24 protein-coding genes and 1 tRNA gene are annotated in these 25,976 nt (G+C 59.0%); 12 read left to right on the top strand and 13 right to left on the bottom strand.

Going from position 1 to position 25,976, the window contains the following annotated elements; translation table 11 throughout:
• Nucleotides 1–82 precede the first annotated feature (82 nt).
• The 3 genes from AB9K37_RS09805 to AB9K37_RS09795 all read left to right on the top strand — a co-directional run bounded on the left by AB9K37_RS09805 (nucleotide 83) and on the right by AB9K37_RS09795 (nucleotide 4,611).
• Nucleotides 83–1,207: a hypothetical protein gene (locus tag AB9K37_RS09805; protein WP_369837830.1), complete on the top strand. Its 1,125-nt coding sequence runs from the start codon at nucleotides 83–85 to the stop codon at nucleotides 1,205–1,207.
• Between the two features lie 77 nt (nucleotides 1,208–1,284).
• Complete coding sequence (gene deoC / locus AB9K37_RS09800; protein ID WP_369837827.1) at nucleotides 1,285–2,262, top strand: deoxyribose-phosphate aldolase; 978 nt, start codon at nucleotides 1,285–1,287, stop codon at nucleotides 2,260–2,262.
• A gap of 6 nt (nucleotides 2,263–2,268) precedes the next feature.
• Complete coding sequence (locus tag AB9K37_RS09795; RefSeq protein ID WP_369837824.1) at nucleotides 2,269–4,611, top strand: aldehyde dehydrogenase family protein; 2,343 nt, start codon at nucleotides 2,269–2,271, stop codon at nucleotides 4,609–4,611.
• 42 nt (nucleotides 4,612–4,653) lie between these two features.
• Here AB9K37_RS09795 and AB9K37_RS09790 read toward each other — a convergent pair whose 3' ends face one another.
• Nucleotides 4,654–5,472: a sulfotransferase family protein gene (locus AB9K37_RS09790; protein WP_369837821.1), complete on the bottom strand. Its 819-nt coding sequence runs from the start codon at nucleotides 5,470–5,472 to the stop codon at nucleotides 4,654–4,656.
• Between the two features lie 123 nt (nucleotides 5,473–5,595).
• Between AB9K37_RS09790 and AB9K37_RS09785 the strand changes: the two genes are divergently transcribed.
• The 3 genes from AB9K37_RS09785 (at nucleotide 5,596) to AB9K37_RS09775 (ending at nucleotide 8,333) form a co-directional block, all read left to right on the top strand.
• Nucleotides 5,596–7,173, top strand: a complete 1,578-nt coding sequence (locus AB9K37_RS09785) for a DUF5928 domain-containing protein (RefSeq protein ID WP_369837818.1) — start codon at nucleotides 5,596–5,598, stop codon at nucleotides 7,171–7,173.
• Nucleotides 7,174–7,181: 8 nt separating this feature from the next.
• Entirely contained in the window at nucleotides 7,182–7,553 is a 372-nt protein-coding gene (locus AB9K37_RS09780; protein ID WP_369837815.1) for a histidine triad nucleotide-binding protein, read from the top strand.
• A 69-nt stretch (nucleotides 7,554–7,622) separates the two neighbouring features.
• Complete coding sequence (locus AB9K37_RS09775) at nucleotides 7,623–8,333, top strand: hypothetical protein (protein WP_369837813.1); 711 nt, start codon at nucleotides 7,623–7,625, stop codon at nucleotides 8,331–8,333.
• On the opposite strand, the gene AB9K37_RS09770 is transcribed toward AB9K37_RS09775, so the two are convergent.
• Nucleotides 8,316–9,266 (bottom strand): ABC transporter ATP-binding protein, encoded by a 951-nt coding sequence (locus AB9K37_RS09770; RefSeq protein WP_369837810.1) that lies wholly within the window; start codon nucleotides 9,264–9,266, stop codon nucleotides 8,316–8,318. The genes AB9K37_RS09775 and AB9K37_RS09770 overlap by 18 nt on opposite strands.
• 78 nt (nucleotides 9,267–9,344) lie before the next feature.
• Here AB9K37_RS09770 and AB9K37_RS09765 point away from each other — a divergent pair, with 78 nt between their 5' ends.
• Nucleotides 9,345–9,536, top strand: a complete 192-nt coding sequence (locus AB9K37_RS09765; protein WP_072708224.1) for a zinc-finger domain-containing protein — start codon at nucleotides 9,345–9,347, stop codon at nucleotides 9,534–9,536.
• Between the two features lie 65 nt (nucleotides 9,537–9,601).
• On the opposite strand, the gene AB9K37_RS09760 is transcribed toward AB9K37_RS09765, so the two are convergent.
• From AB9K37_RS09760 to puuE, 7 genes are all read right to left on the bottom strand, one after another.
• On the bottom strand, nucleotides 9,602–10,321 hold the full coding sequence (locus tag AB9K37_RS09760) for a 2-dehydro-3-deoxygalactonokinase (protein ID WP_369837807.1): 720 nt from the start codon (nucleotides 10,319–10,321) through the stop codon (nucleotides 9,602–9,604).
• A 42-nt stretch (nucleotides 10,322–10,363) separates the two neighbouring features.
• Nucleotides 10,364–12,109, bottom strand: a complete 1,746-nt coding sequence (locus AB9K37_RS09755) for a SulP family inorganic anion transporter (protein WP_369837804.1) — start codon at nucleotides 12,107–12,109, stop codon at nucleotides 10,364–10,366.
• 62 nt (nucleotides 12,110–12,171) lie between these two features.
• Nucleotides 12,172–13,845, bottom strand: coding sequence for a TIGR01244 family sulfur transferase (locus tag AB9K37_RS09750; RefSeq protein WP_369837801.1), 1,674 nt, complete (start codon nucleotides 13,843–13,845; stop codon nucleotides 12,172–12,174).
• A gap of 173 nt (nucleotides 13,846–14,018) precedes the next feature.
• On the bottom strand, nucleotides 14,019–15,413 hold the full coding sequence (locus AB9K37_RS09745; protein ID WP_369837798.1) for a uracil-xanthine permease family protein: 1,395 nt from the start codon (nucleotides 15,411–15,413) through the stop codon (nucleotides 14,019–14,021).
• Between the two features lie 67 nt (nucleotides 15,414–15,480).
• Nucleotides 15,481–15,969 (bottom strand): ureidoglycolate lyase, encoded by a 489-nt coding sequence (locus tag AB9K37_RS09740; protein WP_369837796.1) that lies wholly within the window; start codon nucleotides 15,967–15,969, stop codon nucleotides 15,481–15,483.
• Nucleotides 15,970–16,056: 87 nt separating this feature from the next.
• Nucleotides 16,057–16,872, bottom strand: a complete 816-nt coding sequence (locus AB9K37_RS09735; protein WP_369837793.1) for a bifunctional allantoicase/(S)-ureidoglycine aminohydrolase — start codon at nucleotides 16,870–16,872, stop codon at nucleotides 16,057–16,059.
• The gene (gene puuE, locus AB9K37_RS09730; RefSeq protein WP_369837789.1) at nucleotides 16,869–18,281 is read right to left on the bottom strand and encodes an allantoinase PuuE; all 1,413 of its coding nucleotides are present in this window, start codon (nucleotides 18,279–18,281) and stop codon (nucleotides 16,869–16,871) included. Before puuE ends, AB9K37_RS09735 begins: the two co-directional genes overlap by 4 nt.
• 158 nt (nucleotides 18,282–18,439) lie before the next feature.
• Between puuE and uraH the strand changes: the two genes are divergently transcribed.
• Nucleotides 18,440–18,799 (top strand): hydroxyisourate hydrolase, encoded by a 360-nt coding sequence (uraH, locus tag AB9K37_RS09725; RefSeq protein WP_369837786.1) that lies wholly within the window; start codon nucleotides 18,440–18,442, stop codon nucleotides 18,797–18,799.
• Here uraH and AB9K37_RS09720 read toward each other — a convergent pair.
• Nucleotides 18,784–19,701, bottom strand: a complete 918-nt coding sequence (locus AB9K37_RS09720; protein ID WP_369837783.1) for a LysR substrate-binding domain-containing protein — start codon at nucleotides 19,699–19,701, stop codon at nucleotides 18,784–18,786. The two genes, uraH and AB9K37_RS09720, sit on opposite strands and share 16 nt — an antisense overlap.
• A gap of 111 nt (nucleotides 19,702–19,812) precedes the next feature.
• On the opposite strand from AB9K37_RS09720, the gene AB9K37_RS09715 reads away from it, so the two are divergent.
• On the top strand, nucleotides 19,813–21,039 hold the full coding sequence (locus AB9K37_RS09715) for a urate hydroxylase PuuD (RefSeq protein ID WP_369837780.1): 1,227 nt from the start codon (nucleotides 19,813–19,815) through the stop codon (nucleotides 21,037–21,039).
• A 368-nt stretch (nucleotides 21,040–21,407) separates the two neighbouring features.
• Nucleotides 21,408–21,899, top strand: coding sequence for a Fur family transcriptional regulator (locus tag AB9K37_RS09710; RefSeq protein ID WP_369837777.1), 492 nt, complete (start codon nucleotides 21,408–21,410; stop codon nucleotides 21,897–21,899).
• Nucleotides 21,900–23,195: 1,296 nt separating this feature from the next.
• Here AB9K37_RS09710 and AB9K37_RS09705 read toward each other — a convergent pair.
• The 3 genes from AB9K37_RS09705 to AB9K37_RS09695 all read right to left on the bottom strand — a co-directional run bounded on the left by AB9K37_RS09705 (nucleotide 23,196) and on the right by AB9K37_RS09695 (nucleotide 24,437).
• Nucleotides 23,196–23,510, bottom strand: a complete 315-nt coding sequence (locus AB9K37_RS09705) for an H-NS family nucleoid-associated regulatory protein (protein WP_369837774.1) — start codon at nucleotides 23,508–23,510, stop codon at nucleotides 23,196–23,198.
• A gap of 442 nt (nucleotides 23,511–23,952) precedes the next feature.
• A tRNA-Ala gene (locus AB9K37_RS09700) sits at nucleotides 23,953–24,028 on the bottom strand.
• Between the two features lie 88 nt (nucleotides 24,029–24,116).
• On the bottom strand, nucleotides 24,117–24,437 hold the full coding sequence (locus tag AB9K37_RS09695) for a TIGR02300 family protein (protein ID WP_369837771.1): 321 nt from the start codon (nucleotides 24,435–24,437) through the stop codon (nucleotides 24,117–24,119).
• A 104-nt stretch (nucleotides 24,438–24,541) separates the two neighbouring features.
• On the opposite strand from AB9K37_RS09695, the gene AB9K37_RS09690 reads away from it, so the two are divergent.
• Nucleotides 24,542–25,234 (top strand): M48 family metallopeptidase, encoded by a 693-nt coding sequence (locus AB9K37_RS09690; RefSeq protein WP_369837769.1) that lies wholly within the window; start codon nucleotides 24,542–24,544, stop codon nucleotides 25,232–25,234.
• Between the two features lie 38 nt (nucleotides 25,235–25,272).
• The gene (locus AB9K37_RS09685) at nucleotides 25,273–25,926 is read left to right on the top strand and encodes a GntR family transcriptional regulator (protein ID WP_369837766.1); all 654 of its coding nucleotides are present in this window, start codon (nucleotides 25,273–25,275) and stop codon (nucleotides 25,924–25,926) included.
• Nucleotides 25,927–25,976: the final 50 nt, after the last annotated feature.

Below are 25,976 nucleotides of genomic sequence, written 5' to 3'. Positions count from 1 at the left end.
ACTTTCTTCATTCTGTTGGAAATTGCAGGCGCTGTGCTGATCGGTATTTGACTTCTAGCAGTTCTCGGGGAACACGAAGGTCATGACACATGACGACTTGAATACGCGTTTTATCCGGGGGCGGACGCTCGCCCATGCTGCTCTGCCAGAGGGAACGTTCCGACAGTCCAAGCTGTCGGCAAAGCACCAGCGCGACGGTTACGCGCAGGGGTTCGATGATACGACCCTTTGGTTCGATGCGATCTACCGAGACGGCCGCGTCCATCTGATTTGTCCGAAGTTGAACAACCTGAAAACCGGCGTGCAACAAGGCGTCTTTTCGCTGGATGGTCTGCCGGTCAAGATATTGCGTATTCGGCAGTTTTACCGGCACGATATTATTGAGCTACCCTCTACGACCTGTCCCACTGAGGTGCGGCTCCAGGCATTCGGGGCGACTATTGCGTCACCCGTGAACCCAGAGGAAACCGCGCCGTTTGATGGCCTGAATACAGCGCTGTGCCTGTCCAAGAATAACGACCTGCGCTGGATCACTGACTTTGCCCGCTACCATGTCGAGATGCACGGGCTCGAGGCGCTGGTGCTGCTGGACAACGGCTCGACGAGTTACAGCGTTCAGGACATCGAAGATGCGCTGTCCTTGACCGATCTGAAGCGGATCATGGTGGTGTCGGTCCCTTGGAAATATGGTCCTCGGGGACGTGCACCTTATGCGCGGACGGAAAAATACCTTCAAACTGCGCTCTTTAATGTGCTCCGGCTGCGCTGGATGCGGCAGGCGCGCGCTGTCCTAAGCTGTGATGTCGACGAGCTGATTTATACGCCGGGGACGACAATCTTTGATCTGGCTTTGAAGTCGTGGGGCGGGTTCGTGCGAGTGCCGGGATACTGGCGTTATCCCGACCCAGAGGCATCTGATCCCTCGCTGCATTCCAGCCACACGCACATGAAACAGAGCGAGAAGCCCTGTCCCACCAAGTGGTGCATTAATCCTAGGGGGCCGCTAGGTGGCTTCCAGTGGGACACCCATCTGCTGGAAAGATTGCCTTTGCCGAGCCTGTTCAAGTCGAAGCAGGGCAAGTTTTGGCACTGCCGGTCGACGACCACGGGCTGGAAATCCAACCGCCAACTCAAACAACAGAGTGATCTGGCGCCGGATCGGGAAACCGCCGAAGCGTTGGCGCAGGTGTTTAACCCGCCCGCCTGACGTTGCGCCGCTCTTGTTCCGATGGCGCGGGCGTGACAAGTTGACCAAAGAGTCAATTCCAGATCACAGGAAGCACCGTGCCTTCGACCTACGATCTTGCGCCAGACGCGGACTTCGCCCGCAATCCGGGCGTTCCGCTGGATATGGCATGGGTGAACGCCGCCCAAGCCAACACCGCCGCCATTCAACGCCGCTGTGCCACTTTGCCCGGTCGCCGCAGCGTGAAGAAAGACTATCAAGCCGCTTGGCTGTGCCGCGCGATCAGTTGCATCGACCTGACCACCCTGTCCGGCGATGACACAGTGGGCCGCGTTGCCCGCCTGACGGCCAAGGCCCGCCAACCCGTCCGCGCCGACATCCTGAGCGCATTGGGCATGGAGGGGCTGACCGTTGGCGCCGTCTGTGTCTATCACGACATGATCGAGGCTGCAGTCAAAGGGCTCGATGGCTCTGGCATTCCTGTCGCAGCGGTGTCCACGGGGTTTCCTGCGGGTCTGTCGCCTTTGCACCTACGGATCGCTGAAATCGAAGAGTCGGTGAAATCGGGTGCGCATGAGATCGATATCGTGATTTCGCGCCGCCATGTGCTGAGTGGCAATTGGCAGGCGCTGTACGATGAAATGCGCGCCTTCCGCGATGCCTGCGGTCATGCGCATGTCAAAGCGATCCTCGCCACGGGCGAGCTTGGCACGCTGCGGAACGTCGCCAAAGCCAGCCTGATCTGCATGATGGCGGGTGCTGATTTCATCAAGACTTCGACCGGCAAAGAGCCTATGAACGCGACCCTGCCTGTGACGCTGGTGATGCTGCGGGCGATTCGTGACTACTACGCGCAGACCGGCCATGTTGTCGGCTATAAACCTGCGGGCGGCATCAGCAAGGCCAAGGACGCGATCAACTATCTGGCCCTGATCAAAGAGGAACTTGGCGATTGTTGGCTGCGCCCCGATCTGTTCCGCTTTGGCGCGTCGTCCCTGCTCGGCGACATCGAACGCCAGCTCGAACACCACATCACCGGCGCTTATTCCGCCGCTTACCGCCACCCGATGGGGTAATCCGACATGTCCGTGAAAGAGATTTTTGAGACCATGAACTACGGTCCCGCCCCTGAATCCGCCGCCGAGGCGCTGGCTTGGCTTGTCGATAACGGCAGCAGCTTTGGCCACTTTATCAACGGTGCCTTCACCGAGGTTGGCGACACCTTCGAAACCCGCAATCCTGCGACGGGCGAGGTGCTGGCCGAACTGAGCCAAGCCACCCAAGCCGACGTGGATGCTGCTGTGGATGCCGCCCGCTCGGCCCAGCCGAAATGGGAGGCTTTGGGCGGGGCGGGCCGTGCGCGGTACATGTACGCGCTCGCCCGTGCGCTGCAGAAGCACGGGCGGCTGCTCGCCGTGCTGGAGACTTTGGACAACGGCAAGCCGATCCGAGAGTCCCGCGACATCGACATCCCCTTGGTTCAGCGCCACTTCTACCACCACGCGGGCCACGCGCAGTTGATGGACAAAACGATGGCAGACCGTGCCCCCGTGGGTGTGTGCGGTCAAGTGATCCCGTGGAATTTCCCGCTGCTGATGCTGGCGTGGAAGGTCGCGCCAGCCATCGCCATGGGCAACACCGTGGTGCTGAAGCCCGCCGAATACACCAGCCTGACCGCCCTGTGCTTTGCCGACATCTGCCGCCAGATCGGCCTGCCTGCAGGTGTGGTGAACATCGTGACAGGCGACGGCGCGGTCGGCGAAATGGTGGTGAATGCCGACGTTGATAAGGTCGCGTTCACTGGTTCAACTTCTGTTGGCCGCAAAATTCGCAAGGCGACGGCTGGGGGTGGTAAAGGGCTGACGCTCGAACTGGGGGGCAAGTCCGCCTACATCGTGTTCGAGGATGCCGATCTGGACAGCGCGGTCGAGGGCCTCGTCGATGCGATCTGGTTTAACCAAGGGCAGGTCTGCTGCGCAGGTTCGCGCCTGATCGTGCAAGAGGGCATCGCCGATGATTTCCACGCGCGGCTGAAGGCACGTATGGACCGACTGCGGATCGGGAATCCGTTGGACAAATGCATCGACGTGGGCGCGATTGTTGACCCCGTGCAGGTCGAGACGATCACGAAACTGGTTGATAGCAACACCTCGGGCGAACTGTATCGGAGCGCTGCCGAGATGCCCGCCGACGGCTGCTATTACCCGCCGACCCTGATCACTGGCCTGTCGCCCGCCGACACCCTGATGCAAGAGGAAATCTTCGGGCCGGTGCTGGTCTCGACCACCTTCCGCTTGCCGTCAGAGGCTGTGCAGATCGCGAACAACACGCGCTATGGCCTTGCCGCCAGTGTGTGGACCGAGAATATCAACCGCGCTTTGGACGTGGCCCCGCAGCTGGCCGCTGGCGTGGTCTGGGTGAACGGGACCAACCTGTTCGACGCGGCTGCCGGTTTCGGCGGTGTGCGCGAGAGCGGCTTTGGCCGCGAAGGCGGATGGGAAGGTCTGAGCGCTTATACCCGCCCGAACCGCGAGCCCCGTGAACTGGCCAAGGTCGAGCCCAAAGAGGGTGACGGTCTGCCTGTCGATGCCATCGACCGGACGGCCAAACTGTACATTGGCGGCAAGCAGGCACGGCCCGATGGCGGCTATTCACAGTCCATCTGGCAGGCCGATGGCGCGTTGGCGGGGCAGGTCAGCATCGCCAGCCGCAAGGATATTCGCAACGCGGTCGAGGCCGCGCATGGCGCCAGAGGGTGGGCCAAAACAACCGGCCACCTGCGGGCGCAAATCCTGTTCTATCTGGGCGAAAACCTGTCGGCGCGGGCCTATGAGTTCGCCGAGCGGATTGATGCCCTGACCGGACGTGGCGACGGCACTGCCGAGGTCAAAGCCGCCATTAACCGCCTGTTCACCTATGCCGCGTGGGCCGACAAATACGATGGCCGCGTGCACGGTGTCCCGATCAAGGGCGTGGCAATGGCCATGAATGAACCCGTCGGCGTTGTGGGCGCGATTTGTCCTGATGAGCGGCCCTTGCTGGGGCTGGTGTCTGTGATGGCACCGCTGATGGCGATGGGGAATACCTCGGTCTTGGTGGCGTCGGAACCCTATCCGCTGCTGGCGACGGATTTTATTCAGGTGCTCGAAACCTCTGACGTGCCTGCGGGCGTGGTGAACATCCTGACTGGCTGCCACGGCGATTTGGCCAAGACGATGGCGCAGCACATGGATCTGGACGCAGTCTGGAGCTTTAGCAGCACCGACCTGTCCGGCCAGATCGAGGCCGCAAGCACGACGAACCTCAAGCGGACTTGGGTGAACAACGCCCTGAGCCGCGACTGGATGGGTGAGGACGGCGAAGGAACAGAGTTCCTAGAGGCCGCGACCCGCGTCAAAAACATTTGGGTCCCCTACGGCGAATAAAAGAAAACGCCCGGTCCGGTCTGGATCGGGCGTTTGCTGAACTTACTCACCGAGCTTGGCGTGAACCTCATCTAGGTCAATCTCGCCGATGGGCATCTTGTTGCCCGGATTATCGAAGTCATATTTGAACAGCTCGAAATCGCGGTGGTAGATTTCTTTGACTAGATGCATCGACAGATCGTCAAAGTAATCCTCGACCGGATGGGCGCGTTTGGGGCCGTGGCCTTCAGATTCGTTGAAGCGCGGGATGTTCGCCAAATCGACGGTATGCGGTGTCTCGATCGCGTCCAGAACGCTTTGCATGCCGTCGTTGAATGCCTCGGTCCAGAAGATGTTGTTGTAGCGCCCGCCGTTCACGATGAACGTGCTGACGTGACCTGCCATGGCCGACCAGTGAATGTCCGGCTCCATCGGGCGGCGCCAGCGGATGGTGTCACGGGTGAACAGCAGAAAGCGGCGGAATGACTTGATCTGGTCAAACTCTTGCTTGCCGTCCTCGCCGCCGACCTCGATCCCGTACTTCTGGATGAGCAGGGGGACGAGGTTGCCGCGATACCGGCGCCCGTTCCGCTGGATGCCGCAGATCTTGTCAAAGAACGACGACAGCACGCGGGTGTAGGGGTTGCGCACGCAGGTGAACGCATAACTTTTGTGCGACTGCACGTTGCGCTCGATCAACAGCTGGCTGTCGTCTTGTGACCACTTATGCAGGCCGAACTTGGAGTCGTGAATGTCTCCGTCAAAGAAACGACCATGGTCCGAATAGAACATGATCTGCCCGATGGTCGAGCAGGCACACTTGGGAACGACGCGGTACACGACGCTCTCGCTCTCGGTCATCCAGGTCCCTGGAAATCCCATACACAATCCTCCGAAACGCGGCTCGCGTTTAATATTACTAATACAAAGCAAAGAATTGCGGTTTATTCAATTCCGCATCTCGCCTAACAAGGTATGGACGCGTTTTACTGGATTGTGGAGCACATGTCGCGCATTGCATTTATACTTCTCTGCCACAAAGACCCCAAGGCGATTATTGATCAGGCAGAGCGGCTGACCGCGGTAGGTGACTACATCTCGATCCACTTTGATGCGCGTGCGAAACCCGAGCATTTCGCCATGATCAAAGAGGCTTTGGGGCCGAACCCGAACGTCGCTTTTGCCACCAAACGTATCAAGTGCGGCTGGGGTGAATGGAGCCTGGTTGAGGCATCCTTGTACGCGGTTGAGGCCGCGACCGATGCCTTTCCTCGTGCAACTCATTTTTACATGCTGTCAGGCGACTGTATGTCAGTCAAAACTGCGGAATATGCGCACGAGTTTCTGGATGCGAACGAGCGTGACTTTATCGAGAGTTTCGATTTCTTCTCGAGCGACTGGATCAAGACGGGCATCAAGGAAGAGCGCCTTATTTACCGGCACTGGTTCAACGAACGAAACAATAAGTGGTTGTTCTACAAGAGCCTTGAGTGGCAGCAGCGGTTGGGGCTGACCCGAGAAATCCCCCATGACATTGACGTCCAGATCGGCAGTCAGTGGTGGTGTCTGCGCCGCGAAACGATTGAGGCGATCCTCGATTTCACCAAGAAGCGCAAGGATGTCATGCGCTTTTTCAGGACCACGTGGATTCCTGACGAGACGTTCTTTCAGACGCTGGTCCGCCATCTGGTGCCCGCCAAGGAAATCGAAACCCGCACGCTGACATTCCTGATGTTCAACGACTACGGAATGCCGGTGAATTTCTACAACGACCACTATGACATGCTGCTGGCGCAGAACTTCCTTTTTGCCCGCAAGATCAGCCCCGAAGCCAAAGAGTTACGCGCCCGCTTGGGTGAGCTGTGGGCAACTGAGGATGTGGAATTCCGCATCTCGGATGAGGGGCGCAACTTGTACAAATTTCTTGCAGGTCGTGGCCGTGTGGGGCGGCGTTTTGCCCCCCGTTTCTGGGAGGCTGAGGCGACCCTTGGCCGGCACCGCGAACTGCTGATCATCGTCTGCAAGAAGTGGCATGTGGCCAAGCGTTTGCTGGACCAGATCAAACAGCGCGTGGACGTTGCTGGCGTCGAATACCTGTTCGAAGAAGAGGGGACGCCGCTGCCCGATCTGGGGGGCATCCAGAGCAGTCTGGACAAGCGGGCCCGTCACCGCCGCGTGCTGGTCCGGATGCTCTACGAGGTCTACGAGACCGATAAGATGATTCTCTGTATGGACCCATCGAACCTTGATCTGTTGCAGGACTTCATGTCTGACCGCTCTAGGACCCGCGTTCTCGAGATCAACTGCTCTTTTAGTGATGAATATTTAGCCGGCCACGCAAAACGGACGGGTCTTGCGGGCGATCACACCACGGATGAACAACTGGAGCGACTGGTGCCGACGCTGCGGAACGACCTGTATCACGAGCTCGACCGCATCCGCGACAAGGAATACGAGAACTACGAACGCATCAACGAAGAGGCCAGCCCAGAGGAAAATGCCGAAGCCTTGACGCGTTTCCTTGAGGTCGATGGCGATACAGCGCTAGAGATTATGCAAATCCATTACTTGTTCTCTGACTGAGGCTGCCGATGTCCTACACTTACGACGACCAGAACATTTTCGCGAAAATCCTGCGCGGGGAAATCCCCAATAAAACCGTGCTGGAAACCGAGCATACGCTGGCGTTCCATGACATTTACCCTCAGGCGCCGATCCACGTGCTGGTGATCCCCAAGGGCCCCTATGTCTGCTACGACCACTTCTGTCAGACGGCCTCGGACGAAGAGATCCTCGATTTCAACCGCACTTTCGGCAAGGTCTGCGAGATGGTTGGCGTCAAAGACGGTGGCTTCCGCACCATCGCCAACGCAGGCGAGAACGCAATCCAGGAAGTGCCACATCTGCATTTCCATATTCTGGGTGGCCGCAATCTGGGCCGAATGCTGGCCAAGGCTGAGTAACGCGCGGTCGGTTCACCGCCCATTCACGCGATTTGCCAAAGGCTCTCTGGAAACGGAGGGCCTTTTTCTATGGATATTGCGGGCGCGCTGAACAAACTTGAGAAGCCAGAACTGCAAGCGTTGCTGGGGCGGTTGCTGGTGGAATACACGATGCCCGCCTTTGGTGTTTTGCCCAAACGGGAAGTGGATCTTTTGATCTTTCGGACCCTGCGGGATGCAGGCGTCGTTGCTCAGGATGCGGCGCTCTATCAGGTGATGGCTGATCTGCATGTCAGCCGATCAAAGGCCCGTAATCTGATGTTCGATCTGGAAATTCGGCAGACTCAGTCGGGTCAGCTGGACGATCAGGTGCGGTCGGTCATCATGAATGACAGCTACTTTCGAGATGCCAACTGGTTCGTGCTAGAGGTCGAAAACCCTGTCGTTCAGGCGCATCTGGGTGAGATCTGCCGCCGTGCACGTGTCGTCACGGATGCCAGTTTCAATCCCAGTCTGGTGCGGCTGCCCGTCTCGGGACTGGCGAGTGTGCTCGAGGAATTCATGACTGCGGATCAGCAAGCCGAGGTGAAGCGCGGCCTCTATCGTGCGGGCAAACTGGATGATCCGTCCTTCCGCGGGCTGATGAAGCGGGCCCTGTCCGATCTGGCGGGGCGCTTCGCGGGCAAGGTCGGCGGCGAGGTCATGGACGGCGCGATTGGCGCCGTCGGAGAGTTCTTGCAGCCCATCCTGTCCGGTGATCAGGAGGCGATCACCGACATCTGGTCAGGCATCTACTCCTGACGCTCCGGCGCTGTGGGTCAGCTTCAGGAAGACGTCTTCCAGATCGGCTTCTTCGGTCTTCACATCGCGAATCACGATTCCCGCATCGCGGACGGCATGTAGAACACGGTCAGCCGTGATTTGTTTGCTATGATAGCGGATAACCAAGGCGCCGTCGTGGCGGGTGGAGACGTCCAGCCCTTCGCCCTCGGGTAGGCGGTCAGGAGTGGTTTCGGGCTGGATCACCATCGCCTTGGCATCCAGACGGCCTAGCATGTTCGCGGTCGTGTCCTGCGCAACCAGAGAGCCCTCGTTGATGATGGCGATCTCGTCACACATCTCTTCGGCCTCTTCCAGATAGTGCGTGGTCAGGATGATGGTCATGCCCGCTTCCTGATTGAGCTTGCGGACGTTGTTCCACAGCATCTGGCGCAGCTGGATGTCGACGCCCGCGGTCGGTTCGTCCAGAACCAGAATATGGGGGCGGTGGACGAGTGCTTTGCCGAGAAGCAGACGGCGGCGCATCCCGCCTGACAGCGTGCGGGCATAGGCCTCGGCTTTGTCTTCAAGGCCAACGAACTTCAGGATTTCATCGCTACGGCGTTGGCTGCGGGGAACGCCATAGAGACCGGCTTGAACCTCGAGCGAGCCGCGGGGGGTGAAGAACGGATCTAGGTTCAGTTCCTGCGGCATGATCCCGATCGAGGCGCGGGACTGGCGTGGGTTCTTGTCCTGATCCCAGCCCCAGATGCGCACGGCGCCCTCGGTTTTCACCACGAGCCCCGCCAGAATATTGATCAGCGTCGATTTGCCCGCCCCGTTCGGACCCAAGAGGCCAAAGACAGATCCGCGGGGAATGGATAGGTCGATCCCCTTCAGAGCCTCTTTGGGCGCGGATTTTCCGCTGCCGCTGTAGATTTTCCGAAGGCCTTCGATTTCGATCGCGTTGCTCACCGCTCTTGCCCCTTGCCAATGTGCCGATAGTATCGCACCTAACGCGCATAGCGCCCTGCGACAACTGTGAGGACAGATATGACCACCAAAGCACCGGAAACCAAGATCGTAGATACCTATCGTGTTGCCTGTGATGGCGGCGAGGGCGCTCTGGGCCATCCGCGCGTGTGGCTGATGATCCCAGAGAGCGACGGCTACGTCGAATGCGGATATTGCGACGCGAAGTTCATTCACAAGGATCACGCGGACAAGGTCGGCACCGAAGCCTGATCAGGCGGCGCGTCTGGAGGCGGCAGTTCCGCCTCCGGCGGGGGTATTTTGTCCCAAGTTGAAGATTAGAGGGCGTTCAGGATCTGTAAGCCCTTTTCCACCATTTTCGTGCCGTCAGCGCGGATTAGGGGAACGTGCTGCGCGTTCAGGATGGTGGCATAGGCCTCGGTGATCGGTGTCGTGCCGATCAGGGCTACCTCTTGACCCAGCCAGTAGGGGCGGGTCGCAGCGATTTCAGCACCCAAGAGATGACCGAGCAGAGCGTTTGCGTTCTGGCTGACCTGCGCTGTGTGGATTTGCGCGGCAAGGTTCGCAGGGCGAGACATGGTCTGCTCCGCCGCCTCGGTTTCCGGGGTCGTACCTGCGTTCAGGGTACGAGCCAGTTGCGGGGTTGCACAGCCTTGGAAGCTGACGATTTCTTTGGCCGAGAGATGGACCCAGTAAGTTGTGTCGTGACCGGGCAGGCACAGGATGCCATCCCATTCGGGGTTCAGGCTTTGGAAGCCGATGGCGGCAACGCGCGCCCATGTCAGGCGGTCGCGCGGGGCGGCTTGGGTCACGGTAGGCAGAACGCGCTGGGAGCCGTTGGATGGCAGGGCATCCGGGATCACGGGGCAGGGCACAGCTGAGGTGTAGCTGCTGTCGCCTGCGATGATCGTGTTATCAGGCAGGGCCTCTGTCTGGGCGGGCTCTATGGTGCGGCCCGCGTCAAAGGTCCAGAGGGTGGCTGTTGCGCCTTCGATCAGGGCGCCGTGCCAAGGGGTGTTTTTCGCGGAAGAGGTCATGCCCGCGCGCCTAGCTGAAAAGAGGCGCGCGGGTCAATGTTTTTAGGCGACCGCAGGGCGCGAGGCTTCGGGCCAGAGGGCCACCACAGCATCGTACTGCGCGAGGAAGACCTTGCCGGTCAGTTCGTGCAGGAAGTGGCTGCGCTGTAGGCGGTCCATGACGGGGCCCTTGACCTCGGACAGGTGCAGTTTGATGCCCATTTCCGACAGGCGCGTGTTGATCGTCTCGAGGCTTTCGAGGGCGCTCATGTCGATCTCGTTCACGGCGCTGCACATTAGGACGACGTTCTTGATCGGCTGATCGCAGACGACGCGGTCGATCACGTAGTCCTCGAGGTAGCGGGCATTCGCGAAGTACAGGCTTTCATCGATGCGGATGGTCAGCAGGCTGGGATGTGTCTTCACGTCGTGGCGACGGATGTTGCGGAAGTGCTGGGTGCCGGGAACAAGGCCGACCTCTGCAATGTGCGGACGCGAGGTTTTGTAGAGGAACAGGCCAATGGACAGCAGAACGCCCGCCGACACGCCCTTTTCCACTCCGAAGGCCAGAGTAACCACAATAGTGACAAAGACAGCAGCGAAATCGACGCGCGAGTAGGCCCATGTCTTTTTCAGGATCGAGAAGTCCACGAGGCTGAGCACAGCAACGATGATGGTCGCGGCCAGTGTTGCTTTGGGCAGGAAGAACAGGGCAGGGGTCAGGAACAGGGTCGCAAGGCCGATACCAACTGCGGTGAAAGCACCTGCGGCGGGTGTCTGCGCGCCTGCGTCAAAGTTCACGACCGAGCGCGAGAAGCCACCTGTAACGGGGAAGCCGCCGGACAGGGCCGAGCCGAGGTTCGCAGTGCCCAGACCGATAAGCTCTTGGTCAGGGTCGATGCGCTGGCGGCGTTTAGCGGCCAGAGTTTGCGCGACCGAAATCGTCTCTACATAGCCCACGATCGAGATCAGCAGGGCAGGGATGGCGATCTGGCTCCAGAGACCGAGGTCGAAGCTGGGAATGGCGAGGCCCGGGAGGCCGGTGGGGATGTCGCCCACAACTTTGACACCTGCCTGATCCAGCGAGAGGCCGTAGGTGACCAGCGTGGTCGCAACAACGGCAGCGACAGGGCCAGTACGTGCCAGAGCCGCGCCGAGCTGTCCGGTCAGACCGATCTTAGCGAGCAGAGGCTTCAGATTGCCGCGTACCCAGAACAGGAAGGCCGTTGTCGCCACACCAATGATGATCGTGGGCAAGTTTGCCTCGCCGATGTTTTCAAAAATGCGGTGGACGATTTCTATCAGGTTGTCGCCGCCGCCTTGGATGCCAAGGATGTGGCGCACCTGACTGGCCGCAATAATCACACCGGATGCGGTGATGAACCCCGAAATCACGGGATGCGAGAGGAAGTTCGCCAAAAAGCCGAGCCGCAACAGGCCCATCACAGTCAGCATCAAGCCAGACAAGAACGCCAGCAGGATCGCAGCCGTGTAGTATTCAGGAGTGCCGTTCGCGGCCAACTGACCCGCAGCGGCAGCCGTCATCAGAGAGGCGACAGCCACAGGGCCCACCGCCAGAGCACGAGAGGTGCCGAACACGGCATAGATCACCAGAGGGGCGATAGAGGCATAGAGGCCAACTTCGGCTGGCAGACCCGCTAGCAGCGCATAGGCCAGCGACTGGGGGATCAGCATGATCGTAACAATGACGGCGGCCACGAGGTCGCTGGTCAGGGTCTCTTTGTTGTAGCTGGTCAGCCAGTCAAAGATCGGGAAGTAGCGTTTAAGCGAGGTGGTGCGTCGTGCCATAACTTGGCCTCTCGGGAAGGTAGGAATTGGCGGGCGCCGGAGGAAGCGCCCGCCCATCGTGATCAGCTAGCGCTGACTTTTTCAGGAGTCGCCATCCACTCTTTGCCGCGGAGCATGGCTTTCCAGTAAACGGGGGGCAGGATTTGCTCTTTGAGCAGCCAAGCCAGACGGGTCGGCTTGGTGCCGTCCAGAACCCACTTGGGGAAGCTGGGCAGCAGGCTGCCGCCGTAGCCGAATTCGGCCAGAACGATCTTGCCGCGTTCGACGGTCAGCGGGCAGGAGCCGTAGCCGTTGTAGACGGCGCGAGGCGACTTGCCTTCGATGTCGGCGCTGACGTTTTCAGCCACGATGGGCGCTTGGATGCGGGCCGCCGCAGCGGTCTTCGCGTTGGGTGCGTTCATCACGTCCCCCAGCGACCAGACGTTTTCATAGGTCTTGTGGCGCAGGGTGGCTTGGTCCACATCGACCCAGCCCGCCGCATCTGCCAGGGGCGACACGCGAATGAAGTCGGGTGCACACTGGGGCGGTACAACATGGATCATGTCGAACTCGGTTGTGACTTCGGTCGGTTCGGTGTCGGGCTTCGACACCTTGAAGGTCGCGGTTTTCGCATCACCGTCGATCGACACGAGGTTGTGGAAGAAGTTCAGGGTTGCGTCGTAACGCTTCACGTATTCTTCCAGTGCGGGGACATAGTCTTTGACACCGAACAAAACGCCGCCAGCATTCATAAACTGGATGTCGATATTGCCGAGAACACCGTTGCGCTGCCAGTTGTCGCCGGACAGGTACATCGCCTTTTGCGGGGCGCCTGCGCATTTGATCGGCATCGGCGGCTGCGTAAAGATCGCGCGACCCTTCTTCATGCCCTTCACCAATTCGTAGGTGTAGGGAGCAAGGTCGTAGCGGTAGTTCGAGGTCACGCCATTGCGGCCCAACGTGTCGACCAGACCGGGGATCGCGTTCCAGTTCAGCTTCAGTCCGGGGCAGACGATCAGGCGGTCGTATTTCACGACGCGGCAGCCATCCAGCACGACAGCGTTGTTCTGAGGCTCGAACGCTGCGACGGCCGATTTGATCCAGTGGACGCCGTGGGGGATGAGCGATCCCATGGTTTTCGAGGTGGTTTCAGGGTCGAAAACGCCGCCGCCCACCATCGTCCAGCCGGGCTGATAGTAGTGGATGTCCGCAGGATCGATTAGAGCGATTTCAAGATTGGGCTGGCGGGCGCGCAGGCTTGACGCAACCGAGATGCCAGCAGCACCAGCGCCCACGATCACCACGTCGAACTTTGCGTCGCCTTCGCTCGTGGGGGTTTTGCCGCCATTCACGATGCGGCGCACCACACCGGCCATGTCGTAGCCCGCGCCCTTGGTGGCAGCTAGAATGTCCGATGAGGATTTCTTGTCGGCTTGCGACAGTGACCAAAGGGTGGCCGATCGGGTGCCGGTGCGGCAGTAGGCAAGTACGGGACCGGGCAGTTCAACCAGCGCTTCGCCAAACTTGGCAGCGTCTTCGTCGGTCACCATGCCCGATGTGACGGGCATGTAGCAGGCCTCTAGCCCGACCTCTTTGGCAGCGCGTTCGATTTCTTCGAACGTGGGCTGGTCAGCCCCTTCGCCATCGGGACGGTTGCAGATGATGGCGCGGAAACCGGCGGCCTTGATGGCGGCCAGATCAGCGGACTCAATCTGTGGGCTGACTGAAACGGTCTTGTCGATCTGACGCAGATCCATGGGGCACTCCTCCGAAAAACTGTCACCTCTAAATATTCAATTTCGTGAATAACACAAGACTGGAATGTGTGTTTAAGCCTGAACCTGTGCTGTTTGACGCGTGGCCATAGACGAAAGAGGGCGCGATCCGGATGGACCGCGCCCTGACTAAGACAGCAGTTCTGCCCTATAAATTAACGGTGGCCCTTCATGCCGCCCGAGATTTCTTCGGTCGATTCGTCCGCCAGTTCTTCGGGCAGGATCAGGTTCAGGACGATCGCGATCAGCGCTGCGGGGAGGATCCCACTCGTGGCCAGAACTTTGATCGACGGAGGCAGGTATTGCAGCGCGGCGGGTTCTAGCTGAAGGCCCAGGCCAAGGCTGAGCGCAATGGCAAAGATCACCATGTTGCGGCGTTTCCAGTCCACGTCAGATAGCATCGAGACACCCGCGGCGACGACCATGCCGAACATGACAATCACACCGCCACCAAGGACTTCGATCGGGCAGGTCGAAATGATCGCGCCGACTTTGGGGATCAGGCCGCAGACGATCAGGAAGATCGCGCCGATGGTGACCACGTGGCGGCTCATGACGCCGGTCATGGCGATCAGGCCAACGTTCTGGCTGAACGAGGTGTTGGGCAGGGCGCCGAACAGGCCCGAAACAGCAGTGCCTAGACCGTCAGCAAAGGTTGCGCCTTGAATCTCTTTGTCGGTGGCTTCGCGGCCTGCGCCGCCTTTGGTAATGCCGGACACGTCGCCCACGGTTTCAACAGCCGAGACAAACGACATCAGGCAGAAGCCAACAACACCGGCGACTGTGAACTCTAGGCCGAAGTGCAGCGGGTTCGGCAGGGCCAGAGTGGCTGCGTTGCCAACATTGCCAAAGTTCACCATGCCCATCAGGTAGGCGACTGCGTATCCGACCAGCAAGCCAACAAGAACAGCGGATACCGATAGCATTCCGCGGGTGAAGAATTTTAGCCCCAGCGTCACAAAGATCACGACAAACGCGACGAACCAGTTCTGTGCGCTGCCGTATTCTTCGGTGCCAATGGCAGGAACACCGCCAGCTGCGTATTGGATACCGACTTTGACCAGCGCCAGACCAATCATGGTGACCACAAGGCCCGTGACCAGCGGCGGCAGGGCAAAGCGGATCTTGCCGATGAAGAGGCCCAGAATAAAGTGGAAGATACCGCCAAGGAATACGCCGCCCATGAGGACTGCCATGGCATCTACGCCTTTGCCCGCGACGAGCGGGATCATGATCGGGATAAACGCAAAGCTGGTGCCCTGTACGATGGGCAGTTTGGCGCCCACGGGACCTATGCCAATCGTCTGGAACAGAGTCGCGATGCCAGCAAAGAACATCGACATCTGGATCATGTAGATCATCTGCGGAAAGTCAGGCGAGTTCGAGCCAAACCCGAAACCCGCAGCGCCAGCGATGATAATCGCAGGTGTCACGTTAGAAACAAACATCGCTAGGACGTGCTGGATACCCAGCGGCACGGCCTTGGCGAGCGGAGGTGTGTGATTCGGGTCTTTGAGTTCGGCTGGCGTGCCGATGGATGCGTCAGACATTATACAGGTCCCTTCCTGATGGGTTGATAGCGGCCATTGTCGGCTCTTTGGTTTTGGTTCGCCGCGTTTAGGCGCGATGAACAATGACGGGTTCCTCCAACCCGAATTCTTCGAGGTTCACCGTGGTGCCAATGCGGTCGACCACAGCAAACAGGCCCGGCCCGTGGAGCGGCGTCAGTACCCCGTGCCACGTGCCTCGGTGTAGGTTGACGGCGGTGTGGGGCGGCACGATGAATGCGTGGATTTGGCCTGGGGCATCACCCTGTCCTTCGGCGACGATGATCAGCCATTCATTCTCATGCATCGGAATGAACGCCTGTGATCCTTCGGGATGGCGTTCGATCAGGTCGCAAGTGTATGGCATTTCACGTGGAACAGCGTTGAACAGGCTGATGCCTGCGCGTCCCTCGGGGCCGAAATCCACGGTGGCGCGGTCGTGGTAGCGTCCGCAGAAACCTGCGTTGATGATCTTGTCGGGGTCGCCTGCGGTGGTCAGGACGTCCCCGAACGGGGCGAACGCTTCGGCGGTGAGGGGGAGCGCGGTGATTTCAGTCATAGTGGGGCCTTTGAGCGGGGAGGGGGGCTGTCTGCCCCCCGGCGCATGTGCGCCTCCCCCCGAGAGTATTTTGGCAAAGATGAAGCATTAGAGCGCGAGGTCCGGATGGCGGTTCACGTCCTTGTAGAGCAGGTAGCGGAACGGTGTGTGCCCGCGTGCGATGCAGGCTTGGGGGCAGAAGGCGCGGAGCCACATGAAATCGCCGGGGCCAACGCGGACCCATTGGTCGTTCAGGAGGTAGTCTGCTTCGCCGGTCAGGACGTAGAGGCCGTGTTCCATGATGTGTGTTTCGGCAAACGGGATGCGGCCGCCCGGTTGGAAGGTCACGATGTTGACGTGCATGTCGTGGCGTATGTCATCGGGATCAGCAAAGCGCGTCGTGGCCCATTTGTCCGTGTTGGGCATGGGAGTCGGGGTGCGCTCTAGGTCGCTGGTAATAAAGGCGTCGGGGCGCGAGAGGCCGGGGACGCTCTGGTATTTTTTGCGCACCCAGTGGAATTGCAGCGGCGCGTCGGCGGGGTTGTGGACGGTCCATGCGCTGTGGGGCGGGATGTAGGCATAGCCGCCTGCTGTCAGGGTGTAGGTCTGGCCATCCAGCGTCAGGGTCATGGTACCGCTGGCGACAAACAGCACTGCTTGCGCGTCGGGGTTTGGCTCCGGGCGGGTGGAGCCGCCGTTGGGGGAGACCTCGACCGCGTATTGGGCGAAGGTTTCGGCAAAGCCCGAGAGGGGGCGGCCCAGAATCCAGACGCGGGTGTCGGTCCAGTCCGGCAGCAGGCTGGTGACGATGTCGCGGTGGGTGCAAGCGGGCAGCACGGCATAGGCGGTGGTGAAGATGGCGGTGCCGACGGGATCGCCGTCTTGTTCGGGCAGGCCACCGGGGGGGAAGGCATACTGGGTCATAGCAGGTCCTCGAGGCGCAGGCGGGCGATGCGTTCGACCTGTTTGCAGGCCTCGGTGAATTCGGCGGCGCTGTCGTTGGCGATCCGGCGTTCGAACGCGGATAGGATCGAGGCTTTGTCGTGGTCGCGGACGGCGATGATGAACGGGAAACCGTGTTTTTCGGTGTAGGCCGTGTTCAGATTGGTGAACTGGGTGCGTTCTTCGTCGGTCAGGGCGTCGAGGCCCGCGCTGGACTGTTCCGAGGTGCTTTCGGCGGTCAGACGCTTGGCGGCTGCCAGTTTGCCGGCCAGATCGGGGTGGGCGCGCAGGACGCCGAGACGCTCGTCGTAGCTGGCGCTGCGGAACATGCGGGCCAGCGCATTGTGAACACCGGCGGCGCGATCATGGGCAGGGCCAAGTTCCAGATCAAAGGCGCGCTCGGCGATCCACGGGGAATGCTCGAAGATGCCGCCGAAGGTTCCTACGAAAGTTTCGCGGTCCATCTGGCTGGGGCGTTGTTTGCGGGTGTGGGGATGGGTTTTCGCCCAATGCTCTGCGATGTCTAGGCGGGTCGGGGTCCAAACTCCTTCGAAGCCCCCGATATAGTCGATGAACCGCTTCAGGCCCGCCATTTTGCCCGGACGACCGATCAAACGGCAGTGCAGACCGATCGACATCATGGCGGGGCGGCCATCCGACCCTTCGGCGTACAGGGTATCGAAGGCATCCTTCAGGTACTGATAGAACTGCTCGCCCGTGATGTAGCCCGGCGCGGTGGCGAAGCGCATGTCGTTGGCTTCCAAGGTATAGGGGATGATCAGTTGGTCGCGATCCCCGACCTCGAGCCAGTAGGGCAGGTCGTCGTCATAGGTGTCGCTGACATAGGCAAATCCGCCCTCTTCGGCGACCAGACCGACGGTATTTTCGCTGCAACGGCCCGTGTACCAGCCAAGGGGGCGCTCGCCGACCACTTCGGTGTGCAGACGGATGGCTTCGGCGATGGCGGCGCGCTCTTCATCCTCGGGCATGTCCTTGTGTTCGACCCATTTCAGGCCGTGGCTGGCGATCTCCCAACCGGCGTCCTTCATCGCTTCGACCTGTTCGGGGCTGCGGGCCAACGCTGTGGCCACGCCGTAGATCGTTACGGGGATGGCCGCGCTGGTGAACAAGCGATGCAGGCGCCAGAAGCCAGCCCGTGCGCCATATTCGTAGATTGACTCCATGTTCCAGTGGCGCTTGCCCTGCCACATGGCCGCACCTGCGATGTCGGATAGGAATGCCTCGGATGCCTGATCCCCGTGCAACACGCAGTTTTCGCCGCCTTCTTCGTAGTTCAGGACGAACTGCACGGCGATTTTTGCGCCCCCCGGCCATTGCGGGTCTGGAGCATCGGGGCCGTATCCGATCATATTACGAGTGTAGCGGGTCATCTTCGGGGAAGTCCTTTCTTTGCGACAGCAGTATGACAGCCGATGGGAAACTGATTATCAAAAATTATTTGAAACAGTTTTTATTGGGGGTCTGTGTGCAAAGAGTGCCCATGTTCGCGGCAACGCCCTAGGATCACTGCCAGCAAAAGGAGCAAACTATGGCTGACGGATTTCTGACCACCCACGTTCTGGACACGGCAAAGGGCGTTCCGGCCCAAAGGCTGACGATTGACCTATATCGCATCGAAGGCGAGGCGCGGGTGCATCTGGCGACCAAAGTGACCAATGACGATGGCCGCACCGATGGGCCAATCTTGCCCGCGGGGGAATTTGCGGTCGGAGTCTATGAACTGGTGTTTCAGGCGGGCGCCTATCTGGACTCCAGCGGTGTCCCGCAAGAAGAGCCGCGCTTTCTGGACGTTGTGCCGATCCGCTTTGGCATCAGCGATGCAGATTCGCACTATCACGTGCCGCTGCTGATCTCGCCCTTTGGTATGTCGACCTATCGCGGCAGTTGAGTGTCCAGCGCCTCTTTGCAGCGGGCGACCATGAAGTCGCGAAAGAGCTGCACTTTGGGGTCGCGGAATCGGCGACTGGGGGACAGGCACGCCAATTGAGTCGCCATGGGCGGCGTGCTGGTGGCCACAGGGACCAGCGCGCCGCTGTTCAGGTGGTCGGCGATCTCGTAGATCGGTTTCATGATAATACCGCAGCCATCGAGCGCCCAATTCGTCAGCACATCCCCGTCGTCCGATTCCAAAGGGCCTGTGACTTCGAACCGGCGCGGGCCCTTGCCGGTTTGCAGGGTCCACTGGAATTCCTTGGCCCCCGGAAAGCGCAGGTTCAGGCAGTCGTGCCGATCTTCGACTAGGGCTTTGCCGTCCTCTGGCATCCCGCGTTCGGCGATGTAGGATGGCGCGGCACATAGCACGCGGGGGATATCTGCGATCACGCGGACTTTCAGGTCGCTATCCGCCAGAGGCCCGATGTGAAAGGCCAGATCCAGCCCCTCGGTCGTGACATCGATCACGCGGTCGGACAGGCGAAGGCGGACGTCGATCTCTGGATAATCCCGTTTGAATGCAGGGACATGTGGTGCAATCAGCCTGCGCCCCAAGCCCAAGGGTGCGGCCACAAAGACAGTTCCGCGCGGGGACTGGCTGCGCTCCATCACGGCGGCTTCGGCGCGGTCGATTGCTTCGATAATCTCGCAGGCACCAGTGTAGAAAACCTGCCCGTGCTCGGTCGCGTGCAGCGCCCGCGTGGTCCGGTTGAAAAGGCGCACCCCCAGATGCTTTTCCAGCTCGGCAATACGGGCCGAGGCCACGGCGGCCGACACCCGTTGATCCCGCGCGGCGGCGGACATGCTGCCCAATTCGTAGACACGCACGAACATCCGGATGTTGTTCACATAGCTCATGGGGCCTTCCTGCGATTATCAGGCTTGATTTGAAAGTCCTGCACCGACTTTCCTGATTATCAAGGGAATAGCCCGTTGGCTATGATCACCTCGATAACAGGAGGTTTGCCTATGTATGATCTCGCCGCTATGGGCGCGTGGTTGGAATTTGCCGTTCGCTGGCTGCATGTGATCACCGCGATCGCGTGGATCGGATCGTCGTTCTATTTCATCGCGCTGGACCTTGGCTTGCACCGTGACCGCAATCTGGCCAGCGGCGCAGACGGCGAGGAATGGCAGGTTCACGGGGGCGGTTTTTACCACATTCAGAAGTACCTTGTGGCCCCCGACCAGATGCCCGGCGACCTGATCTGGTTCAAGTGGGAGAGCTACGCGACCTGGCTGTCCGGTTTCGCCATGCTGGCGCTGGTCTACTATCTGGGCGCGGAATTCTACCTGATCGACCCGAACATCGCGGACCTTGCGCCGTGGCAGGCGATCCTGATTTCTATGGGCTCTTTGGGCTTTGGATGGCTGGCCTACGACCGCATCTGCAAGACCAAGTTTGGCGACAACAATACTCGCCTGATGGTTCTGCTGTTCGTCATTCTGGTGGGGATGGCGTGGTTCTACACGCAGGTCTTCACCGGCCGCGCGGCCATGCTGCATCTGGGGGCGTTCACGGCGACGATCATGTCGGGGAACGTGTTCTTTATCATCATGCCGAACCAACGGATCGTGGTGGCCGACCTGATTGCAGGCCGTATCCCCGATGCAAAATACGGCAAGATCGCCAAGCAGCGCAGCACTCATAACAATTATCTGACGTTGCCGGTGTTGTTCCTGATGCTGTCGAACCACTACCCGCTTGCATTCGCGACCGAGTATACGTGGATCATCGCCAGCCTCGTGTTCCTGATGGGTGTCACGATCCGCCACTTCTTCAACACGATGCACGCCCGCAAAGGGACGCCTTATTGGACGTGGTCTGTGACGGCGATCCTGTTCATCATCATCATGTGGTTGTCCACCGCGCCCATGTTCCGTGCCGATGAGGCCGAGCAAGAAGTTCAGGCGGGACTGGTGCAGTTCGCGCAGGCCGACGGCTGGGATGACGTGCATGATATCGTGATGGGGCGGTGTTCCATGTGCCACGCTGCAGAGCCCTTTTACGAGGGCGTCCTTTGGGCCCCCAAAGGCGTGCGGCTGGACACCGAAGCAGAGATCATCCGCAACGCCCGCGCCGTGTATTTGCAAGCGGGCCTGAGCCACGCCATGCCGCCTGCAAACCTGTCCTACATCGAGGAGGAAGAGCGCGCGGCCATCGTGAAATGGTACGAGGCCGCGACCAACGGTTAACCCTCTGTTCTGGTGGCGATTGCGGTTGCCTTTGGTGCGGCAGCGCGACTTCTGATCCCATCCGGTCGCGGATGCCCACCAATAGGCCATACTCATCGGTATTCTATTCGGCCAATGCCGCGGAGAACTGCGGTTCTGCAAAGCGGGCTTTTGCGCCCTTGGCGTCGCTTGGATTTGACCATGCCGGAGGGTGATCCCCAGATTGGCGTACCCTGTGTGGGTGCTATCATACTCGGATATGAATTAGACTAAGCTGTTCCGGTAAAGCGCAGCGCGGCAGTGGGACTCGGTTACGCTCAGGCGATCCTTGAGATCGGGCGTGGTTTCCATATACTGAGTTGCTACAATATAACGTTAGGTGTCCGAGAATGTCTGATCACTCGCCCGCATTCCACGACCACAATCATGAGACCTGCACGCATGATGTCCTGCATCATGCCGAAGGGCTGGTCCGCCAAGAGGGCTTGCGCCTGACGCCTGTGCGGCGCCGGACTCTCGAAATCTTGGTTTCCGAGCATCGGGCGATGGGGGCATATGAGGTCTTGGATCGCCTTGCCGCGGACGGCTTTGGGAACCAGCCACCTGTGGCCTATAGGGCTCTGGAGTTTCTGGTTGAACATGGGCTCGCTCATCGGATTAACCGATTGAATGCCTTTGCAGCTTGTATGCATCCCGGTGAAGCCCACAGCCCACTTTTTCTGATTTGCCAATCTTGCGAAGCCGTGGCCGAGGCACCGGCCGATCCGGTGAGAACGGCCGTCGAAAAGGCCGCTGTTCAGCACGATTTTTCTGTTGAACGGGTGAACATCGAGGTTCTGGGGACCTGTCCGACTTGCGCCGGAAATGGCAAGGAAGCCTGAGCCTGCCCGAAAGTTGCGCGGTGGCAGATCGCGTTTCGCTCGACCGACGCGACGTAGGTTCGCGGCCGCACGACTGGAAACCGTCGCATCTTCGGATCCAATGACTCCAGCGAGCTGATCTTGATCCGTGCGCGCCCGTTGGAAGGCAACAGAGCGGCTATTGCTGTCAGCAAGATGTCGAGTGCAGATCCACTGTGTGAAGCTTCTGAGTCCGAGAAAGCAGTACCGTTTCAGGCTCTGCTCGCACAAACTCAGGCTGCGAGCTATGCGAAGAATATTGCGTGCGGATCTATTATCAGTCCTTAGTGCAGCATCAAAAAGTAAGCGCGGTCGCTTTCTGCGGTGCAGAATAATTCGACCCTATGAGCCTATTCAAAGATTGGGTCAAAGTGGTTTTATTTCATTCACCTATCACCCGAATAGTTTCAGAAAGAACCCTTGTGCGCGGTTTCGTCGGTCGGTCTTGGTTTGTGCGTCGCTCAGAGAGTCAAGCTGCGTTCTTGGCTCTAAAGATCACTTTCTGAAGTATAGTGAGTTGCAAAAACACGCGAAAAAATCAGCGCCCATTGGGATAAGTGACGCTGCGGCATTGCGGTTTGTGCACGCCGCAACGACCGCCCTTGAGGTGGGTAGATGTTCCTCAGAGATTGATTTTCTCATTTTAAATGCCCTTTAAAGAGCAGCGCAATTGCTACAGTCTCTTTGGAGCGCGCTATGGCCTATTTGGCAGCCACAACGTTGGAGGCGGCTGTATTCAGTGTCGCTTTAGCCATTCCTTTTTGGAAGGCCTCAGGAGACTATAACGCTTTCAATTGCGCCAGATAGGGGGCTGTCATTCTGCTCCAGTGACATAGGTGAACTCAACTGGTTTTACGCTTGGCTATCGGTTGGAGGTTTTAGCCCTTTTGCTTGATGATATTCTGGCCTTAGCGATCTATGAATTAGCACTCAGCTGTGCTGTGGTTTGCTTATCTCGCTTTGTGTTTAAGGCGCCGCGACTGTTGCTGACTTGAACACTTGATACAGAATCGGACGTAATCGCCGGCAATTCACAAAGGTGTAAACAGTTTGTCTGACAGCCGTGTTGGTTCAAACAGCCGCCACTAGATTAGAACCAATATGGCTGCCACAGGCGCTCTGATGAGCTCTGTAGCTCTGATAGCCGAGATGGCTGGTCATTTGCTTTGAGACCTCCGCTGGTGCCTCAGTCGTCGCGACAGCGGCTCTGCGATTTGGTCGTTCTACTGGCTTCACGGTAGGTCGAAAATTATAAAAGGCGCCTTGCGGCGCCTTTTATCAGATTTCCAGTTCTTCCATCGGCTTCCCCGCTTCGATGTGCTCTAGCACCCAAGCAGGTTTGCGGCCGCGGCCAGTCCAGGTAATTGTCGCATCGTCGGGGTGACGATATCGGGGCGGCGATTTAGCAGCGGTAGGCTTCTTTTTGCCATCCAACAGTTCCGCCAGCGAGAAGCCCATCGCGCGTGCCTCTGCTTCCAATTTCGCGCGCGCTTCGCTCATACGGCGATCCTGGTATTCGTTGATCGCCTTATCAACGTCTTTCTGAAGCTTCTTAAGCTCGCTGAGGTCGAGCGTGTCCAGATCGATATCCATTTCAGTTCCCATCCGCTATTTATCGGAGTTCTTCGTTGTGAGTGGTAATATGTAATAATAACCATCATGACAAATTTCCAGAATAAATAAACTATTTTTTGCAGTGGAGTCGTGACGGAAATACTTGTCGCAAACGTATCAAAAGGATTTCTTGGCGTTTTGCCGCGGGAGACTAACGGGCGGTCGCCTTGCACGGAACAGTGATAGTAAAGGGTGTGGTGTAATAAAATGACAAACGTTTTAGTTGCGTTGGTGTGCAAAGCGGGAATTTTGCAAAAAAAACCGCGCAAAAACGGCCTAGGATAGAAGGATACTTTTGAGAGTGAATTGGCAAATCACAGAGTCCTATTCGAATGGATAGGGGTGCGATTGACAAATGGCGCCGCTAGCCGCATCTCGAACAATTCGGCGCCAACTATATTCGGAATGTTTGGTGGAAGTTTGGTGGAGCCAAGGGGGATCGAACCCCTGACCTCTTGCATGCCATGCAAGCGCTCTCCCAGCTGAGCTATGGCCCCATCAGGTGCACCGTCTGGTGCGTGCCGCGCTAATTAGAGAGGCGAGCGGGGGAGTGCAAGCGCAAAACACATCCCCCGTTCGAATTTTTTAGTTGTCGTCGTTGTCGGCTGCGACGTCAGCCAGTTCGTCGAGCGAGACGTTATCATCGTCATCGTCGTCCAGCAGATCATCGTCCAGTTCCACATCCGAAGAATCGTCATCATCCAGGATGACATCATCCTCTTCTTCGGCCGCTTTGGGCTTCAGCTTGCGGGTGGTATCTTCGGCGACAAAGGAATTACGCTTGCCGTTGTCGATGTTGACGATCTCGCCGGTGTAGGGGCTGACGATCGGATTCTTGTTCAGGTCGTAGAAGCGTTTGCCGGTGGTCGGGCATACGCGTTTGACGCCCCATTCTTCTTTGGGCATGGGTGATCCCTTTCGCTTTCTGGTGCTTGCAGGCGGTCGAAGACCCCTGCCATAAGGTCGAACGGGTGTCAAAGGCTAATAAAGACACCACTTGGAGCGCGCATATGGGACAACATATCCTTTCTGGCAACCCCCCAGTGCCCGTCGTTCTGCGAAGATCGGCGCGGGCCAAGCGATTTACGCTGCGCGTTTCGCGTTTGGACGGACGCGTTACCCTGACTTTGCCGTCCTCTGCACCAGAGCGGGAGGGGCTCGCATTTGTCCGAGAAAAAGAAGGCTGGATCCGCAGTCAATTGGAGCAGCACGTACCCGTCCAAGGGGTGGCTGTAGGCTCTGTTGTGCCCTTCGAAGGCCGTGCGCGCAGGATAACCATTGCCGAAGGTGCGCGGGTGATTTTGACCGACAACGAAATTGCTTTGCCCAAAGCGGGGCAGAACGCCGGAGCACGGCTCAAGGGCTTTTTCCGCGAGCGCGCGCGGTCTCGGTTCGCCGAGGCGGCCCACCATTATGCCGGCCGTCTGGACCGGGCCTATAGCGCAATCCTGCTAAAGGACACGCGCTCTCGTTGGGGGTCCTGCACGCACGATGGCAAGCTCATGTTTTCTTGGCGTCTTATCATGGCGCCACCGGATGTGCTGGATTATGTCGCCGCTCACGAGGTCGCGCATTTGCAGCATATGGACCATTCTCCAGCCTTTTGGGGGGCAGTAGAAAGAATTTATGGTCCTTGTGCCAAACAGAGAGAATGGCTGCGACGCGATGGCGCAAAGCTACATGCTTTTCGTTTTGAAGATTGATTTCCCCTGAATTTGTGATCACATCCTGATTCATGTTGATGTCCTCTCAAAAAGCGCCCGAGTCGGGCACGCCGATGGCGGCCCATGATCGCACCTATCGCAAGTTGCGCAGCCGAATCATGCACGGAGAATTGGGACCGGGCGAAGCCCTGACCCTGCGCGGGATTGGCAAAGAATTCGGTGTGTCCATGACGCCTGCGCGAGAAGCGCTGCGCAGGTTGGTGGCCGAAGGGGCATTGATCCTTAGTGCGTCAGGCCGAGTGGCGACTCCGGAACTGTCCAACGACCGAATTGAGGAGTTGGCGGCGCTCCGTGCCTTGCTAGAGGTAGAGCTGGCATCACGTGCTTTGCCGCGTGCCCACATGGCGCTGATTGATCGATTGGAAAGCATTCATTCCAACATCAGTATGAGTGTCAAAAAACACGATGCTGTGGGCTATATTCGGACCAATCTCGAGTTCCACAGAACTCTATATCTGCGCGCGCAGGCCCCCGCGATGCTCGCGATGACAGAGACTGTTTGGCTTCAACTCGGACCGACCATGAGGGCGCTCTATGGGCGCTTGAACCGCACTGAGCCGCCAATCCATCATCGCCATATCATTGCTGCGCTCAAGGCGGGGGATGAGCCAGGTCTGCGTTTGGCTGTTCGTTCCGATGTGACGCACGGTCTGCGCCTTTTGGCCAGCTGAACGCAAAAAGCGGAGACGAGGTCTCCGCTTTTGTTTGAGTATTTTTCGCA

The sequence above is a fragment of the Donghicola sp. XS_ASV15 genome (assembly GCF_041224595.1).
Classification (GTDB): domain Bacteria; phylum Pseudomonadota; class Alphaproteobacteria; order Rhodobacterales; family Rhodobacteraceae; genus Donghicola.
Note: the sequence above shows the minus strand (reverse complement) of the source record. Positions and strands in the feature narration are given on the sequence as shown.